This window comes from Cobetia sp. 5-11-6-3 (assembly GCF_013374055.1).
Lineage (GTDB): Bacteria > Pseudomonadota > Gammaproteobacteria > Pseudomonadales > Halomonadaceae > Cobetia > Cobetia marina.
The window spans coordinates 769623-785486 of the sequence record NZ_BLWJ01000001.1 but is presented as its reverse complement, the minus strand read 5'-3'; the positions used below and the strand labels follow the sequence as shown (position 1 = coordinate 785486).

17 protein-coding genes and 1 other RNA gene are annotated in these 15864 nt (G+C 61.8%); 13 read left to right on the top strand and 5 right to left on the bottom strand.

What is annotated here, in order from left to right:
• Positions 1–143 precede the first annotated feature (143 nt).
• Positions 144–920, top strand: coding sequence for a Nif3-like dinuclear metal center hexameric protein (locus HXS66_RS03265; RefSeq protein ID WP_176502829.1), 777 nt, complete (start codon positions 144–146; stop codon positions 918–920).
• Positions 921–1042: 122 nt separating this feature from the next.
• Here HXS66_RS03265 and HXS66_RS03260 read toward each other — a convergent pair whose 3' ends face one another.
• Positions 1043–1495, bottom strand: a complete 453-nt coding sequence (locus HXS66_RS03260) for a YhcB family protein (RefSeq protein ID WP_077371632.1) — start codon at positions 1493–1495, stop codon at positions 1043–1045.
• A gap of 433 nt (positions 1496–1928) precedes the next feature.
• Between HXS66_RS03260 and zapE the strand changes: the two genes are divergently transcribed.
• The 8 genes from zapE (at position 1929) to HXS66_RS03220 (ending at position 8719) form a co-directional block, all read left to right on the top strand.
• Complete coding sequence (gene zapE / locus HXS66_RS03255; RefSeq protein WP_077371635.1) at positions 1929–3086, top strand: cell division protein ZapE; 1158 nt, start codon at positions 1929–1931, stop codon at positions 3084–3086.
• 251 nt (positions 3087–3337) lie between these two features.
• Positions 3338–3766, top strand: a complete 429-nt coding sequence (gene rplM, locus HXS66_RS03250) for a 50S ribosomal protein L13 (RefSeq protein WP_065392477.1) — start codon at positions 3338–3340, stop codon at positions 3764–3766.
• A gap of 13 nt (positions 3767–3779) precedes the next feature.
• Positions 3780–4169: a 30S ribosomal protein S9 gene (gene rpsI / locus HXS66_RS03245; protein WP_043332522.1), complete on the top strand. Its 390-nt coding sequence runs from the start codon at positions 3780–3782 to the stop codon at positions 4167–4169.
• A 241-nt stretch (positions 4170–4410) separates the two neighbouring features.
• Positions 4411–5007 carry a ubiquinol-cytochrome c reductase iron-sulfur subunit gene (petA, locus tag HXS66_RS03240; RefSeq protein ID WP_077371638.1) on the top strand — a complete coding sequence of 199 codons (597 nt, stop codon included), beginning with the start codon at positions 4411–4413 and terminating at the stop codon, positions 5005–5007.
• Positions 5007–6269: a cytochrome bc complex cytochrome b subunit gene (locus HXS66_RS03235; protein WP_077371641.1), complete on the top strand. Its 1263-nt coding sequence runs from the start codon at positions 5007–5009 to the stop codon at positions 6267–6269. The genes petA and HXS66_RS03235 overlap by 1 nt, the downstream gene beginning before the upstream one ends.
• A complete protein-coding gene (locus HXS66_RS03230) occupies positions 6266–7075 on the top strand; it encodes a cytochrome c1 (protein WP_136938333.1) in 810 nt (269 codons plus the stop codon). Before HXS66_RS03235 ends, HXS66_RS03230 begins: the two co-directional genes overlap by 4 nt.
• Before the next feature lie 215 nt (positions 7076–7290).
• The gene (sspA, locus tag HXS66_RS03225; RefSeq protein WP_077371647.1) at positions 7291–7917 is read left to right on the top strand and encodes a stringent starvation protein SspA; all 627 of its coding nucleotides are present in this window, start codon (positions 7291–7293) and stop codon (positions 7915–7917) included.
• Between the two features lie 199 nt (positions 7918–8116).
• The gene (locus HXS66_RS03220) at positions 8117–8719 is read left to right on the top strand and encodes a ClpXP protease specificity-enhancing factor (RefSeq protein ID WP_077371650.1); all 603 of its coding nucleotides are present in this window, start codon (positions 8117–8119) and stop codon (positions 8717–8719) included.
• Positions 8720–8826: 107 nt separating this feature from the next.
• Here the strand turns inward: HXS66_RS03220 and HXS66_RS03215 are convergent, their stop codons facing one another.
• Genes HXS66_RS03215 through HXS66_RS03200 form a run of 4 tightly spaced genes read right to left on the bottom strand, consistent with a single transcriptional unit; the run spans position 8827 to position 12354 of the window.
• Entirely contained in the window at positions 8827–9405 is a 579-nt protein-coding gene (locus HXS66_RS03215; RefSeq protein ID WP_077371653.1) for a BON domain-containing protein, read from the bottom strand.
• 38 nt (positions 9406–9443) lie between these two features.
• Positions 9444–10037: a phosphoheptose isomerase gene (locus HXS66_RS03210; RefSeq protein WP_043332512.1), complete on the bottom strand. Its 594-nt coding sequence runs from the start codon at positions 10035–10037 to the stop codon at positions 9444–9446.
• A 21-nt stretch (positions 10038–10058) separates the two neighbouring features.
• Positions 10059–10451: a YraN family protein gene (locus HXS66_RS03205; protein WP_077371656.1), complete on the bottom strand. Its 393-nt coding sequence runs from the start codon at positions 10449–10451 to the stop codon at positions 10059–10061.
• A 1-nt stretch (position 10452) separates the two neighbouring features.
• Positions 10453–12354, bottom strand: a complete 1902-nt coding sequence (locus HXS66_RS03200; RefSeq protein WP_176502828.1) for a penicillin-binding protein activator — start codon at positions 12352–12354, stop codon at positions 10453–10455.
• Between the two features lie 201 nt (positions 12355–12555).
• Between HXS66_RS03200 and rsmI the strand changes: the two genes are divergently transcribed.
• The 4 genes from rsmI (at position 12556) to ftsL (ending at position 15804) form a co-directional block, all read left to right on the top strand.
• Positions 12556–13428 carry a 16S rRNA (cytidine(1402)-2'-O)-methyltransferase gene (gene rsmI / locus HXS66_RS03195; RefSeq protein WP_176502827.1) on the top strand — a complete coding sequence of 291 codons (873 nt, stop codon included), beginning with the start codon at positions 12556–12558 and terminating at the stop codon, positions 13426–13428.
• A gap of 116 nt (positions 13429–13544) precedes the next feature.
• An RNA gene (rnpB, locus tag HXS66_RS03190) (RNase P RNA component class A) lies at positions 13545–13897 on the top strand.
• Positions 13898–14202: 305 nt separating this feature from the next.
• Complete coding sequence (gene rsmH / locus HXS66_RS03185) at positions 14203–15153, top strand: 16S rRNA (cytosine(1402)-N(4))-methyltransferase RsmH (protein WP_077371665.1); 951 nt, start codon at positions 14203–14205, stop codon at positions 15151–15153.
• Positions 15154–15480: 327 nt separating this feature from the next.
• Complete coding sequence (ftsL, locus tag HXS66_RS03180; RefSeq protein WP_077371668.1) at positions 15481–15804, top strand: cell division protein FtsL; 324 nt, start codon at positions 15481–15483, stop codon at positions 15802–15804.
• Positions 15805–15864: the final 60 nt, after the last annotated feature.

The window sequence follows — 15864 nt, the reverse complement described above, 5'->3', positions numbered from 1 at the left end:
GAAGAGGAAGATTGATGACGTGCTCAAGACGTGTCACCCATGTCTCGGTACCCGACGAAGCTGCCATGCGCTTACATGGTGAGGCTGCGCCGTTACAATGGCAGCCAGTGTAACACTCGATGAATCTGACTGCTGGAGGCTCAATGGCTGATCGTGACGTGCTGGTCGAGGCGCTGGATGGCTGTCTGGAGGCGCAGGCCTTCAAGGATTACACCGTCAATGGACTTCAGGTCGAGGGGCGGCGCGAGGTCCGCAGAGTGCTGACGGGCGTTACCGCCAATCAGGCGCTGCTGGATGAAGCCGTGGCATGGCAGGCGGATATGGTGCTGGTGCATCACGGCTATTTCTGGAAGAACGAACCCGCTCGGATCACGGGCATGAAGCGCCGTCGTCTCAAGACACTGCTGGCGAACGACATCAATCTGGCGGCGTATCACCTGCCGCTGGATGCCCATCCGACGCTGGGCAACAATGTCCAGCTGGCCGAGCGCCTGGGGTTGGTCAGTGAAGGATGCCTGGATGGCGTCCCCGGGCGTGGACTGGTGCATGTCGGGCGTCTCGCAGATGAGCTTGCGGCAAGCGGTGAGCTGGACAGTGCGGCGTTGGGGGCCGAGTTCAGTCGTCGTCTGGGGCGAGAGGTGCTCGTGATCGCCGGGCATGATCGGCCGATCAAGCGCATTGCCTGGTGCACGGGAGGGGCGCAGGACTATATCGGTCTGGCCATCGAGGCGGGAGTCGATGCCTTCCTCTCCGGTGAGATCTCGGAGCGGACCACGCACAGTGCGCGGGAAGAGGGGGTGACCTACCTGGCGGCAGGGCATCATGCGACCGAGCGCGATGGGGTTCGGGCGCTGGGCGAGTGGCTGGCGGCCGAGCATGGCGTCGAGCATCGCTTCGTGGATATCGACAACCCTGCTTGAGTCAGCTCATGGTCGCCCTGTGACGGCCTGAGTGATCCTTGCCAACGACAACGGCCACCCCTGGAAGGTGGCCGTTGTCGTGTCCAATGGCCGTGAGGGAACTCACGGCAGGCGGAGGTTGCTCAGATGCGCGGCGGGTTGGCGCTCTGCGCTTCGCCTTCCGCGGGTTGTGGCTTGAGACCGAAATCCTCTGACAGCGTGCCGCGATTGTCGGCATAGTCACGTGGCAGGTCGACCTTCTCGCCCATGTCTTCTTCAAGCGTGGTGTCAGTATCCAGCAGGCGGCGCTTGAGCTGGCTGTCATCGCACAGTGAAGAGGCACCGCTGGCCAGGTGCTGGCGCAGCTCGTTGCCGGCACGTTGGATCTGATCCGTCAGATCACTGGCCTTGGAGAAATGATCATTCAGGGCGTCACGGAACTGGGTCAGTTCCAGCTCACGCTCCGCCAGCTTCTGGCGGGTCTTCTGATTGCGGGCCACGTTGGCATTCAGGAGGTGGTAGCACAAGGCGCCGATACCGATGCCAGCCAGAAAACAGGCGATGGCCAGGATCCAGTCAATATTGCTCTCGTTCACGTCGCTCTCCTTGTGTCACGACTGCGGTGATCTTCACCGCCGGGGCAGGCCATCACGATGATGTGCTGCCAATGTCCAGACTCTTGCAGTGTGTCCAGCGACGCTGGCCATGAGGCAAAGAGTGCCTGTATTTCAAAAGCGTACGCACTCCATTATATCGATGGGTTGGCGCGTCACGTCAATTCGTCATGAGAGAGACCTTGGTCGCCCCGAAGCAAGGGCGCCATTCGCCATCGAGGCGCGTCATGGCACTGAAGGGCCTGGGAAGCAGGACTTCCCGTCGGGTGTGGTGGGTAAAGTTGCACTCAGGGCGTATAATGCCGCGCAATTTCGTTCTTGCCTGATTGTCAGCCATGCTGGCGCAGGCGTGACCTCGTTTCACTTCGCGCCAGATGCAGCCCAGTGCTGAATCTGGCCTGCACCGGGTTTCTCCATGCCAGCACCTACGCCCCTCGAGAAGTACCAGGCAGACCTCAAGCGTGATGACTTTGCCTACGATGCCGCCCAGGAAGATGCCGTTCGTCACCTGCAGCGCCTTTATGACGATCTGGTGCGTACTCCGCGCCAGACGCCTGACAAGGTCGAGGATGTCACGGGCAATGGCGGGCTTGGCTCCAAGGTGCGTCGATTGTTCGGCAAGCCGTCGCGGCCGGCCGCCGTCGACAGGACCCCGGACATCATGGGGCTGTATTTCTGGGGTGGCGTGGGGCGCGGCAAGACCTATCTCGTCGATACCTTCTACGAGAGCCTGCCCTTCGCGGACAAGATGCGGACGCACTTCCACCGCTTCATGCAGCGCGTCCACAACGAGCTTGGCCATTACAAGGGCGAGAAGAACCCGCTGACGCTGGTGGCGGCCAAGTTTGCCGTGGAAGCGCGCGTGATCTGCTTTGACGAATTCTTCGTCAAGGACATCACCGATGCCATGATTCTCGCCACCCTGTTCGAGGAGCTGTTCAAGCAGGGCGTGGTACTGGTCGCGACCTCCAACATCGTGCCGGATGATCTCTACAAGGATGGCCTGCAGCGTGCGCGCTTCCTGCCGGCTATCGACCTGGTCAAGCGCCATTGCACCGTGGTCAATGTGGATTCGGGTATCGATTATCGCCTGCGCGCTCTGGAGCATGCCGAGCTGTTCCACAGTCCGCTGGGTGACGAGAGCGGTGCCAGACTGGCGCGTGAGTTCCGCTCCATTGCCGGAGCCGAAGGTCATGCCGATGAAGGCTTGAGCATCAATCACCGCGTGCTGCATGCCTTGCGTCGCCACGAGGATGTGGTGTGGTTCCATTTCGATGAGCTGTGCGATGGCCCGCGCAGCCAGAATGACTACATCGAGCTTGCGCGCGAGTTCCACACCGTGCTGGTGTCGGAGGTGCCGCAGATGGGGCGTGACAGCGATGATCAGGTGCGCCGCTTCATCAATATGGTCGATGAGTTCTATGACCGTGGCGTCAAGCTGCTGATGAGTGCCGAGACACCGGTCGAGCAGCTCTACACCGGCGGCAACCTCGACTTCGAATTCGAGCGCACCCTGTCACGCCTGCAGGAAATGCAGTCGCGTGAATACCTGGCGCTGCCTCACAAGCCATGAGGCGATGTCGGAAGACGAAATAGCCTTTGTGGTGCGGGCGTCTGGCATGTACAATGCGCGCTCGCTCGAATTGTTGTCCGGTCCACGAGTCGTCCTGGGTCAATCACCCTTGATGGGCGTGGGCAGTCTGGAGTCGAGTCGGCGGTGACCGCGCAAGCGGCCTCCCACTGACTGCCAGGCGTCGGACAACCAAGAAAAATAGGGATTGGTCGCGCACTCAAGTGCAAGACCCGACTATAGGTGATTCATCCATGAAGACGTTTACTGCCAAGCCGCAGTCCGTCCAGCGTGACTGGTTCGTCGTCGACGCAGCCGGCAAGACGCTGGGCCGTATGGCTACCGAAATTGCTCGTCGCCTGCGCGGCAAGCATAAAGCCGAGTACACTCCGCACGTTGACACTGGCGACTACATCGTCGTCATCAACGCCGAGAAAGTCGCTGTGACTGGTCGCAAGGCAGAAGCCAAGACCTACTACCGTCACACCGGTTACCCGGGCGGCCTGCGCTCCATGAACTTCAACCAGATGATCGAGCACAAGCCTGAGCGCGTGATCGAGCTGGCGGTGAAGGGCATGCTGCCGAAGGGCCCGCTGGGTCGTGCCATGCAGTCCAAGCTGAAAGTCTATGCTGGCGCCGAGCATCCGCACGCTGCGCAGCAGCCGCAAGAACTGAACATCTGAGGGAAGCATCGCCATGACACAGCAGCACTACGGTACCGGGCGCCGCAAGACTTCTACCGCGCGCGTCTTCCTGAAGCCGGGCACCGGCAAAATCACCGTCAACCAGCGTGACCTGAACGACTACTTCGGTCGTGTGACAGGTCGCATGGTTGTTCGCCAGCCGCTCGAGCTGACCGAAACCACCGAACAGTTCGACGTCTACGTCACTGTCGCCGGTGGTGGTGGTTCCGCTCAAGCTGGCGCCATCCGTCACGGCATCACTCGTGCCCTGATGGCTTACAACGAGGACTTCCGTCCGGCACTGCGTGCCGCCGGCTACGTCACTCGTGATGCTCGTGAAGTCGAGCGTAAGAAAGTCGGCCTGCGCAAGGCCCGTCGTCGTCCGCAGTTCTCCAAGCGTTAAGAGAACAGGCGTCGACCACAAGAACGTCCAGTACCCGAAAGGGTACTGGGCGTTTTTTTTGCGATCTTGATAGGGGCGTCAAGCGCATGGTGCGAGCGCAATTGAAGAAAGCCGCTTCTGGTAAAGTGATTTTCTTGAGTTGTGAGCGGTGGGTTCTTGCCCTTTAATACAGTCAAGCGTCAAGTGCCCGGCAAGGGAATGGTCTGGCAGCATGCGGTGGTGTTCGGGAGACAATAACAATATGGCTAATCGAGGTGTGAATCGAGGGCGGCGCCGCTTCCTCGTCAGTGCGACCAGTGTCGTGGGGGCGATAGGCGCCGTTGGCATCGCGACGCCCTTTCTGGCTTCCTGGCAGCCGAGCGCACGGGCAAGAGCGGCAGGTGCACCTGTCACGGCGGATATCTCGCGCCTGGCACCGGGTCAGCAGATGACCATCGAGTGGCGCGGCAAGCCGGTATGGGTGGTGCGTCGCACCCCCGAGATGATTGATGACATCCGGGCCATCCCGCACGCCGAGTTGCAGGACCCCGAATCACGCCGTCCCCAGCAGCCAGCCTATGTGGATGCTGTCCTGCGCTCCATCAAGCCTGAGTACGTGGTACTGGTGGGAATCTGCACCCATCTGGGCTGCTCGCCGGGTTATCGACCCGAGATGGGTGCCGCGGATCTTGGCGCTGACTGGCCGGGTGGCTATCTGTGTGCCTGTCATGGCTCGAAATTCGACCTCGCGGGTCGCGTGTTCACCGGAGTGCCGGCGCCCTCGAATCTCGAGGTGCCGCCGCATCATTATGAAAGCGAGCAGGTGCTGGTGATCGGCGTCGATGAGGAGGCTGTGTGATGGGGAATCCAGAACGTGCCAAGGCGTCGCGAGGCATCATGCGCTGGATCGATGATCGCTTTCCGGCCACCCAGATGCTGCAGGACCATCTGACAGGCTACTACGCGCCCAGAAACTTCAATTTCTTCTATTTCTTCGGCTCGCTGGCGCTGCTGGTGCTGGTCAATCAGATCATTACCGGTATCTGGTTGACCATGAGCTATACCCCGACCGCCGAAGGGGCCTTCGCCTCGATCGAATACATCATGCGCGATGTGGAATATGGCTGGCTGATCCGTTACATGCATTCCACGGGGGCGTCCGCATTCTTTGTCGTCATCTATCTGCACATGTTCCGGGGGCTGATCTATGGCTCCTACCGAGCGCCGCGTGAGCTGGTGTGGATCTTCGGCATGTGCATCTATCTGGCGCTGATGGCCGAGGCCTTCATGGGGTATCTGCTGCCCTGGGGGCAGATGTCCTACTGGGGGGCGCAGGTGATCATCTCGCTGTTCACGGCGATCCCGGTCATCGGAGCGGATCTGGCGCAGATGATCCGTGGCGACTATCTGGTGTCCGGCATTACCTTGAATCGCTTCTTTGCCCTGCATGTCATTGCCTTGCCACTGGTCATCGTCGGGCTGGTGGTGCTGCATCTGGTGGCGCTGCATGAGGTGGGGTCGAACAATCCGGATGGCATCGAGATCAAGGACAGGAAGGATGAGGCGGGCCAGCCGTTGGATGGCATTCCGTTCCATCCCTACTACACGGTGAAGGACCTGGTGGGTGTCGGTGTGTTCCTGTTCGTGTTCTGTGCCGTGATCTTCTACTTCCCGGAAGGGGGCGGCTACTTCCTCGAGACGCCCAATTTCGAACCGGCCAACTCGTTGAAGACACCTGAGCATATTGCCCCTGTCTGGTACTTCACGCCGTTCTACGCGATGTTGCGGGCCGTGAACTATCCCTTGTTCGGGGTCGATGCCAAGTTCTGGGGTGTGGTGGTGATGGGGTTGGCGATCGCCATCCTGTTCGTGTTGCCATGGCTTGATCGTTCTCCTGTGCGCTCCATTCGTTACAAGGGCTGGCTGTCGCGTATCGCGATACTCGTGTTCGTGGTCAGCTTCGTGACCTTGGGGGTGCTTGGCGTGATGCCGCCGACGTTCGAGCGCACGATCATCGCGCAGATCGCGACGGTGGCGTACTTCGCCTTCTTCATACTGATGCCGCTGTATACGCGATTCGAGAAGACGCGAGCGGTGCCGGACAGGGTGACAGGCCGATGAGCGGGCAAAAGGGTGGGTCAAGGGACTGGCTGAAGCATGTACTGGCTGCAGGCGTGGTGGTGGCCGGACTGCTGGGGGCGGGAGCTGTCAGCGCGGCAGGGGGCGAGGCAGTGCGTGAGTCGATGCAGCCGGATCTGCATGACAAGCCCTCGTTGCAGCGCGGCATGCAGCTCTACACCAATTATTGCCTCGGCTGTCACAGCCTGCAGTATCAGCGCTATTCGCGTGCCGCAGAGGACCTGGAGATGCCCGAGGATCTGGTCGAGCGATATCTGATTTTCTCGCCAGAACTCAAGATCAATGACACCATGCGCATCGGGATGAAGGCTGAGGACGCCGCGAGCTGGTTCGGTACGCCGCCACCGGATCTGTCTCTCGAGGCGCGTCTGCGCGGGACGGACTGGATCTACTCCTACCTGAAGAGCTTCTATCGCGATCCCGAGCGCCCCTGGGGTGTCAACAATGCTGTCTATCCGCTGGTGGCGATGCCCAATGTGCTGGAGACATTGCAGGGCGTTCAGGAAAAGGTCTGTGCCCAGAGCGACCTGGTGCCTCCGGGAGCGGAGTTGAACCCGGCAACGGGGCACTATGACTCCTGCGACGTGCTGGAGATCACCTCGCCGGGCAGCATGACAGCAGAGGAATTCGACCAGGCCGTGTGGGATCTGACCAACTTTCTGGCCTATGTGGGCGAACCATCGCGACTCAAGGCTGAGAGCATGGCCCCCAAGGTGTTAATATTCATCCTGATCTTTACTCTGCTGGCATATCTTCTCAAGAAGGAATACTGGCGCGACATTCATTGATGGCTCCCGGAGTGGCGCTCATTGATAATGGCGTGCAGGCAGTGACGGGCGCACGGCTGATCGGTCGTGCGCCCGCTTGCGTCGCTTGCGGGTGACGCAAGGTTGACCCTCTGGGCGCGTCACGCAGTTGATGAGGCGCCCAGAGGAAACTTATTCCCGTTCGTCAGGCCAAAAGCTGACGCGGGCATGGCTCGAACAGATGCGAGGACAGTTTCATGGGTGTTGTGGCCAAGCGTTCATCGATGACCTTCTACTCCGGTGGTGACGACCACTTCAGCCACCGTGTACGGATCGTGCTGGCCGAGAAGGGTGTAGCAGTCGATGTCATTGATGTAGATGATGACAACCGTCCGGCCGAGCTGGCTGATCTGAACCCGTACAACAGTGTGCCGACGTTGCTGGACCGTGACCTGGTCCTCTACGAGTCCAAGGTGATGATGGAGTACCTGGACGAGCGCTTCCCGCATCCGCCGCTGTTGCCGGTGTATCCGGTGGCGCGCGCCCAGAGCCGTCTGTGGATGCACCGCATCGAGCGCGAGTGGGTGCCGATGATGGAAACCATCCAGAACGGCACCAAGAAGGAAGCCGACAAGGCGCGCAAGGAATTGCGCGAGAGCCTGATCGGAATCGCGCCGATCTTCGATGACATGCCGTTCTTCATGAGCGACGAGTTCTCTCTGGTCGACACGTGCATCGCCCCGATTCTGTGGCGTCTGCCGACATTGAACATCGAGCTGCCGGAGAAGCAGGTCAAGCCGCTGCTGAACTACATGGAGCGTCTGTTCGATCGTGATGCCTTCAAGGCGTCTCTCTCCGAGGCAGAGCGCGAGATGCGTATCTGATTCGCTTGAGCAATCCCGAAAGGGGTGCTTGAGTCGCTGGAACCCACCCCGGGGTGGGTTCCGGGCTCGGATCATGAGGCGGGGAGGGGCCGAGGTCAGGTGTCTCGACCGTCACGTGGTGTCAGTGCCCGCAAGCTGTAGCTCGGCGTCGCAGGACGTCGGTCATCGTGACATCCATTGCAGTTCAAGAGGTTCTCTCATGCTTTCCAGTCGCCCTTATCTGGCACGTGCGCTCTACGAGTGGCTGCTGGATAACGACAATACGCCGTACATCGTGGTGGATGCCGAGCAGGATGGCGTTCAGGTGCCGCGTCAACACGTGCAGAATGGCCAGATCGTGCTGAACATCGCGCCGGGTGCCGTGCGTGATCTGCTCATCGCCAATGAGGGTGTCAGCTTCAATGCCCGCTTCGGTGGTCAGCCGATGCACGTCAGCGTGCCGACACCGGCGCTGGTGGCGCTGTACTCTCGCGAGAATGGCGTTGGCATGGTGTTCGGGCATGAGCCTGTCATGCCGGGTGCGGATGACCTGGCCTTCGGTGAGGCAGCCTCGGATGAGGCGACCTCCGGTGAGGAGGCTCAGGCGCCTTCACGTCCGACTCTGGCCAGTGTCGGTGGTGCCAGCAGCGCTGCTGATGATGAGCAGGGTGAGGAGGCGTCACGGGGTGATGCGGCGGCCGATGAGGTCGCGAGTGCCGAGGAGCAGGAGGGCGGCAGCATCTCCTCTTCCGATGAGGATGGCGGCGATGATCAGCCGAAGCCTCCCCGCAAGGGGCGTCCGTCGCTGCGAGTCATCAAGTAAGCGGACACTCCTCTTCAGTCCTCTTGGGCTGGTAACGACGACGCCCCACAGGCCAGGCCTGTGGGGCGTCGTCGTTTTCCCCCATACGTCAGGGAGTGCGGTCGACGTCAATCAAGATACTCGAAGACCTTGGCGATACGCTGGATGCCACCGACTTCCGAGACCTTGCTGACGATCTGGTCGGCCTCCGAGCGGGTCACGATGCCCATCAGGTAGACGCTGGCATTCTCGGTCAGCACCATGATGCGCCCGGAATCGATGTTGGCATCGGCCGCGAGAGTCGCCTTGACGCGGGTGGTCAGCCAGGTGTCCTGGACGCGCTGGCTGGTAGGCGCATTGGCGCTGACTTCCAGGGCGTTGTGTACCTGGCGTACGCGACGGACATCCTTGGCGACTTCCGCGGCGCGTTGCTTGAGCTCATCGCTGGGCACTTGCCCGGTCAGCAGGACCATGCCGTTGTAGGCATTCACGTTGACATGGGCGTCATTGAAGCGCGCATCGATCTTGCCGAGATTGACTTCGATCTTGGTCTCGATGCTCTCGTCTTCCACTTGAGCGCCCAGAGTGCGATCACCGTAGTCCTCGTCAATGGGACCACTGTGAGTCAGGTCGGCCACGGTGGTACAGCCCGCAAGGGATAGAAAGCCGGCGGTGGCCATGAGGGAAAGCAGGTACTTTGGCGTCATGCCGTAATCTCCTGGTGAGCGCCGTGTGTCGCAAGGCGTTATTCGTTGCTGCCGAACAGCTGGTGATCGATCAGATCACACAGGCAATGAATGGCCAGCAGATGGACTTCTTGAATGCGCGCGGTGGAGGTCGCCGGTACGCGGATCTCGCAATCTTCGCTGCCCAGCAGGGAAGCCATGTCGCCACCGTCACGACCGGTCAGTGCCACCACGCGCATGTCGCGGTCATGGGCCGCCTGGATGGCCTGTACCACGTTGGCGGAGTTGCCGCTGGTGGAAATGGCCAGCAGGATGTCGCCGGGCTGGCCCAGGGCGCGAATCTGCTTGGAGAACACCTCGTTGTAGCTGTAATCGTTGGCGATGGACGTCAACGTCGAGGTGTCGGTGGTCAGGGCGATGGCCGGCAGGCTCGGGCGTTCACGCTCGAAGCGATTGAGCAGCTCTGACGAGAAGTGCTGGCTGTCACCGGCGCTGCCGCCGTTGCCGCAGGCCAGAATCTTGCCGTCATTGACCAGGCTCTGGACCATCATCTGACTCGCCGCTTCGATGAAGGGCGGCAGCACTTCACTGGCGTATGTCTTGGTGTCGATGCTGGCGTTGAAGTGGCCGAGAATACGAGATTGGAAATCCATGATGGCTCTTGGTCGTTGGCTTCAGAACGCTTCGAATGCGTGGCGTATCCAGTGAATGGCGAGAGGGGGAGGACCCTCCACGCCGACCACGTCGAAGCGGCAGGAACATGATAGCCCGTGATGGGCCAGATAAAAACGCGCGGCCTTGATCAGCCGGCGTTGCTTGGTGGCGGTCACGCTTTCCAGTGCGCTGCCGAACCGGGAGCTGGCGCGGTAACGCACTTCGATGAACACCAGGGTGTCACCATCACGCATGATCAAGTCGATCTCGCCGCCCTTGGCATGCGAATTGCGCGTGACAGGCACGAGACCTCTGGCTGACAGCCATTTCTCGACCTCGGCTTCGATCACGGCGCCGCGCGCTCTCGCGCGACGCTGTGGTGGCTCCTGCCCGGTCGTTCCAGGGCGCGCCATGTCAGGGCGTGTAGGCTTCGACGGTGCGGCTGCTGGCGCCTTTCAGCGGCGGGCGTGGTACGCCGCCTCTGAACTCCGCCCACGGCAGCGTGCGTTCGATGCGTCCATCATGACGCGGGAATAGACTGCCGGTCGCTCCGAAGAGTTCCCCGCCGGCACCGGCCAGCATCAGCGGAACGCGCTGTGCCAGGCGATAGGCATCGACGCCCATGGCATTGAGCTTGAGCATGCGCGGAGAGGCATCCGACAGGGCGCGATAGGTATCGGCTTCCGGCAGAGTGGCCTTGCCGCCGGAGGAGGCCTGCGGCACTTCCCAGGGGATGTCGACGAAATTGACGCCATTGAGGTCGCCATCCTGAGCGGGCTGGGGGGAGCCTTCATAAAGGTGTGAGGTGCCGTAGATCGGCAGGTTGCCCGCGTAGTAGAAGTCCAGCATCGGCGGCACCTGACGAGCGTAGCTTGGCAGCGCCAGCAGGAAGATCATGTCGATGTTGCCGGAGTGGGCGCGGCCATACTTGCTGCCGGATTTCTTGGCGGATTTCATGCGCGCCTGATCCTGGCTGGAGACGGAAAGCAGATCCTTGACCGCTTCACTGACCGGGCCCTTGGGGTTGTAGCGCTCGATGGAAACGATGTCGCCACCTTCCTGCTCGAAGCGATCACGGAAGGCGCTGTAGACGCGCTGACCCCAGGCATTGTCGGGAATCATGGCCGCGGCACCACGATGACCGTCAAGTGAGGCGCGCAGGGCGACCTGGCGCGCTTCGTCTTCGGCGGACAGGCCGTACTGGAAGAGGTTGTCGGCCTGATTGCGCTCATGGGTGCCGTAATTGAGGGCCAGGGTCGGCAGCGGCAGGCTGTTCTGGGTCTCGAGCTGGCTGACCAGCTGCTTGTCCAGCGGGCCTAGCACGACCTGAGCTCCCTCCATGGTCGCGCGGGCATACAATGTCTTGAGATCGGCGCTTGAGGTATCGAAGAAGCTCAGCTGCGGCGTGGCTTCGGCATTGTCGATGGCGCTGCGATGGCGTGCCTCGATGCCCTCACGAATTGCCTGCGCGATACGCTTTAATGGGCCGGACTGCGGAAGGAAGACCGCGATCTTGCGGACTTCCTGGCCGGAGAGCTCGCGCAGATCGAGGATGCCCTGCGGCATCTGGCGTGCGGCCGGATGCTGCGGATTGGCATCCGCCCAGTCGTTGATGGCGGAAAACATCTGGTCGATGTTGCCGCCGAAGCGCCGCTGCAGACGCAGCAGGTCCGTCCAGCCGCTGGCAATGGCGTTGGCGCTGGCCAGCTCGCCAAGCTGGCTGGGAGACAGGCGCGTGAGCTGTTCCCACAGGGTGTCATTGATGCTGAGGTCATCAGTGTCCGCCTGTAGGGCAATCAGCGTCTGGGCACTGGCCAGAGGTTCGCCGACCATGCCGAGCGCCAGGCCGCGACGCTTGCGCAGCGTGCGCTGATCGTCGCTGGACATCGTGATGTCGTCTTCCAGCACGGACGTGGCGAGTATCGTGTTCCAGCCATCCTGCTGCTCGAGGGCGATGCGCGACAGCAACAGGGCCCATTGCACGCGTTGCTGGGGTTCCAGACTCGCGGGGTCGATGTCCGAGGTGATGGTGATCGCCTGCGCGTTGTCGCCGCTGCGTGCTAGGATATCGGCGGCCTGCAGTCGGGTGCCGGCGGCCTGTTGGCCCTGTTGTTGCTCCGCTTGAGCCAGCAGCGCGTCCGCCCCCGGTCCGCTGGGACGGGAGGACTGCCCGGCACACCCGGCCAGCAGCAGTGCCGCGATGGCCATGCCGGCCAGTCCGCGCAGGCTGGTGCGTGGGAGGCGCAAGCTCTTGTGCCGAATGGTTGACGCAGTGCGCAGCACGTTGTCAGGCGCACGATTCCATGTCTGGCCCATGTACGACGGTCCCTTGGCTGATGGGCGAGGAGGCCGTGGCCCGCGTCGCCGCTGCTGTAATGACGGATGAATACTGCAATGACGAATGAGACGGGTCTCGGAGTGGCTGCTCGTGCGGGCATGTCTGCCGCAGGTGGTCAGGCCACTCGGCTGTCTCTGACGTCCATATCTACCACTGAGTTCAACGAGTCGAAGCATTGAATGTCTGAGTCTTCTGAAGGCGTATTGTACGTGGTCGCCACGCCGATTGGTAACCTCGATGACCTCAGCCCACGTGCCGCGCGGGTGCTGGGCGAAGTGGATCTGATCGCGGCTGAGGACACCCGCCACAGTGCCCGTCTGCTGCGCCATCTGGGGCTGGAAGTCCCCATGATGTCACTGCATGACCACAATGAGCGCGGGCGGGTCGATCAGCTGTGCGAGGCCCTGGAGGCGGGGCGGCGTGTCGCGCTGGTCTCCGACGCCGGGACGCCGCTGATCTCCGATCCCGGCTTCATCGTGGTGCGGGCGCTGCGGGAGCGCGGCTTCAAGGTAGTCCCGCTTCCCGGCCCCTGCGCGTTGATTACCGCGCTCAGCGCTGCTGGCCTGCCGACGGATCGCTTCACCTTCGAGGGGTTTCTCGCTCACAAGGGTGGACCACGTCAGGCGCGCCTCACGGCACTGCGTGAGGATGGCGCGACGCATGTGCTTTATGAGTCGCCTCACCGTATCCAGGCGTTGTTGAAGGATATCCACGACGTTCTCGGGGCGCGCCGAGTCGTGTTGGCACGTGAGCTGACCAAGACCTTCGAGACCTTCCTGGACGGGACGGCTGCTGAGCTGCTGGCGATGATGGAGGCGGATGGCGATCAGACGCGCGGTGAATTCGTGGTCATGATCGAAGGGGCTCCGGCACGTGAGGGCGACGAGGCTGCCAGCGTCGAGGGTGATGCGCTTCTCAAGGTGCTGTGGGAAGAGGGGGTCGGCGTCAAGCAGATGGCGGCGATCGCCACTCGTCTGGTCGGCGGGCGCAAGAAGGCCTGGTATGCCAAGGCACAAGCCATGAAGGATGCGGCGGAACCACGAGAAGCGTAAGCGAGAGGTGTTTTCCAAGTGCTTGGCATGTCTGGTTTTTCGGCGTTCCTCCGGGCCAGGTGCACTGCAGCGCCAGCTTGTGGAAACGATGTGACACTGATAGTCTTGCGCGCTTGGGAGATGGCCAGACAGTCGCCGCCAGCGTGAGCTGGGGGAGGAAAGTCCGGGCTCCATAGGGCAAGGTGCCAGATAACGTCTGGGCGGCGTGAGCCGACGGCAAGTGCAGCAGAGAGAAGACCGCCTACGTCAGCTTCGGCTGGCCGGTAAGGGTGAAAGGGTGCGGTAAGAGCGCACCGCGCGTCTGGTAACAGTTCGCGGCGAGGTAAACCCCACCTGGAGCAAGACCAAATAGGCCCCCTATGCTGCTGCCCGCAGTGGGGGCGGGTTGGTTGCTTGAGCCCTGAAGTGATTCAGGGCCTAGATGAATGACTGTCCACGACAAGACCCGGCTTATCGGCCGTCTCCCGCCTAATATTGAAGATGTCAGCCCTGTGATGCGAAACGCGCAGTTCAGGGCTGACATGTGACACCGCATGACCGGCGCCGTCCGCTCCGTGCTCCGTGGCTGGCCATTTGCAATGGCGGCGGACATGAAGTCGTGACCGGCGCCGGTTGTCGATTGTGCCATCGATAATCATGCGAATGTCTCTGCTTTCCTGCGGTCTACCGCCAGACGACTGGCGTCCGCCTTTACTGCCCGCAACGCGTGCCAAGGTCCCGAATTTCGTCATGTCCAAGCCCAGCGCTCCCTCCGTTCCCGAATCAGCCGCTGCCATGTCAGCCGCCGAATCCGAAGCTGCGGATCGCTTCGCGCATGTCAGTGTCATGCTCGATGGCGCGGTGGATGGGCTGATTCAGGACGTCTCCGGTGTCTATTTCGACGGTACTTTCGGGCGCGGCGGTCACTCACGCCTGATCCTGTCGCGTCTCGATGACGGTGGACGTCTGATCGCCTGTGATCGCGACCCCCAGGCATTGGCGGAAGCCGCCACCATCGAGGATTCCCGTTTTTCCATTCACGCCGGTGAATTTGCCCGCCTGGGCGAATATGCCGAGCGGGAAGGCGTGCATGGTCAGCTCGATGGCATTCTGCTGGATATCGGCGTGTCCTCGCCGCAGCTGGATGATGCCGAGCGTGGCTTCAGCTTCATGAATGATGGTCCGCTGGACATGCGCATGGACCCCACCAGTGGCGAGAGTGCCGCTGAGTGGTTGTCACGTGCCAGTGCCGAGGACATGGCGTGGGTCTTCAAGACCTATGGTGAGGAGCGCTATGCCAAGCGTCTTGCACGTGCGGTGGTCGAGCGTCGCGCCGAGCGTCCCATCACGCGGACCGGTGACTTCGCCAGCCTGATCAAGGACGCGCATCCCAACTGGGAGAAGCACAAGCACCCGGCGACGCGTGTCTTCCAGGCGATCCGCATCCATGTCAACGGCGAGCTGGATGAACTGACCCGCGCGCTGGATGCGGGCCTGGAAGCCCTGAAGCCGGGGGGAAGGCTGGTGGTGATCAGCTTCCATTCGCTGGAAGACCGTATCGTCAAACGCTTCATGCGCGACAAGGCGCGTGGCGATCAGGCGCCGCGTGGCATGCCCATTCGCGAAGATCAGCTCAACAAGCGCCTCAAGCTGGTCGGCAAGGCTCAGAAGGCCTCCGAAAGCGAGGTGCAGGCGAACGTACGCTCACGCAGCGCCGTGATGCGCATCGCCGAGAAGCTGAAATAACGCCCGGTTCGTGGCGTGTATCGTGGTCATCCCAGCGCCTGCCTTTTGGCAGGCGCGCTCGCAAGGGGACGTAGTGTTGTGCGACATGTGTGTCGGTGCCTCGCAACGCTTAACGACCAACGCCACAAGCTGACATAATGCGCCGGTCGTCGCCTGATGGTACCGCTGGTCATCACGAGTGATGTGTGGCCGGCATGTTGCGGCGATGAACAGGACAAGCCGTCAGCCATCGGGTGTTGCATGCCTGACATGCATGGATTGACGGGTCGTCCCGCAGGGATAAATCGTGGTGCAGATCACCGCGTTCAGAGTGATAAGGGAGTCAGCATGGCGGGACGCAAGCAGCAGGGCAGCTGGAGAGGGAACTGGCCGATCAGGTTCCAGATGCGTTGGCGTCATCTGTGCTTCGTGGTGCTGATGATCTGCCTGCTGGGATCCGCCGCTGCTGTCGTCGTAAGCTCCCATCTCTCGCGCGGCCAATACGCGCAACTCCAGAAGCTCGAGGCGGCGCGTGATGATGCGCGTGCTCGCTGGGGACGCCTGCTGCTTGAGGAAAGTGCCTGGTCCGCCCCTGCGCGTATCGAGAGCATCAGTACCGAGCGTCTCGAGATGCGCGTACCGGATGTCCACGATGTCGAGGTCATTCGCTGATGGCTACACGTCGACCTCCTTCCTCGGACCCCAAGGCCCCTCGCTCCCGCGGCGCACGCA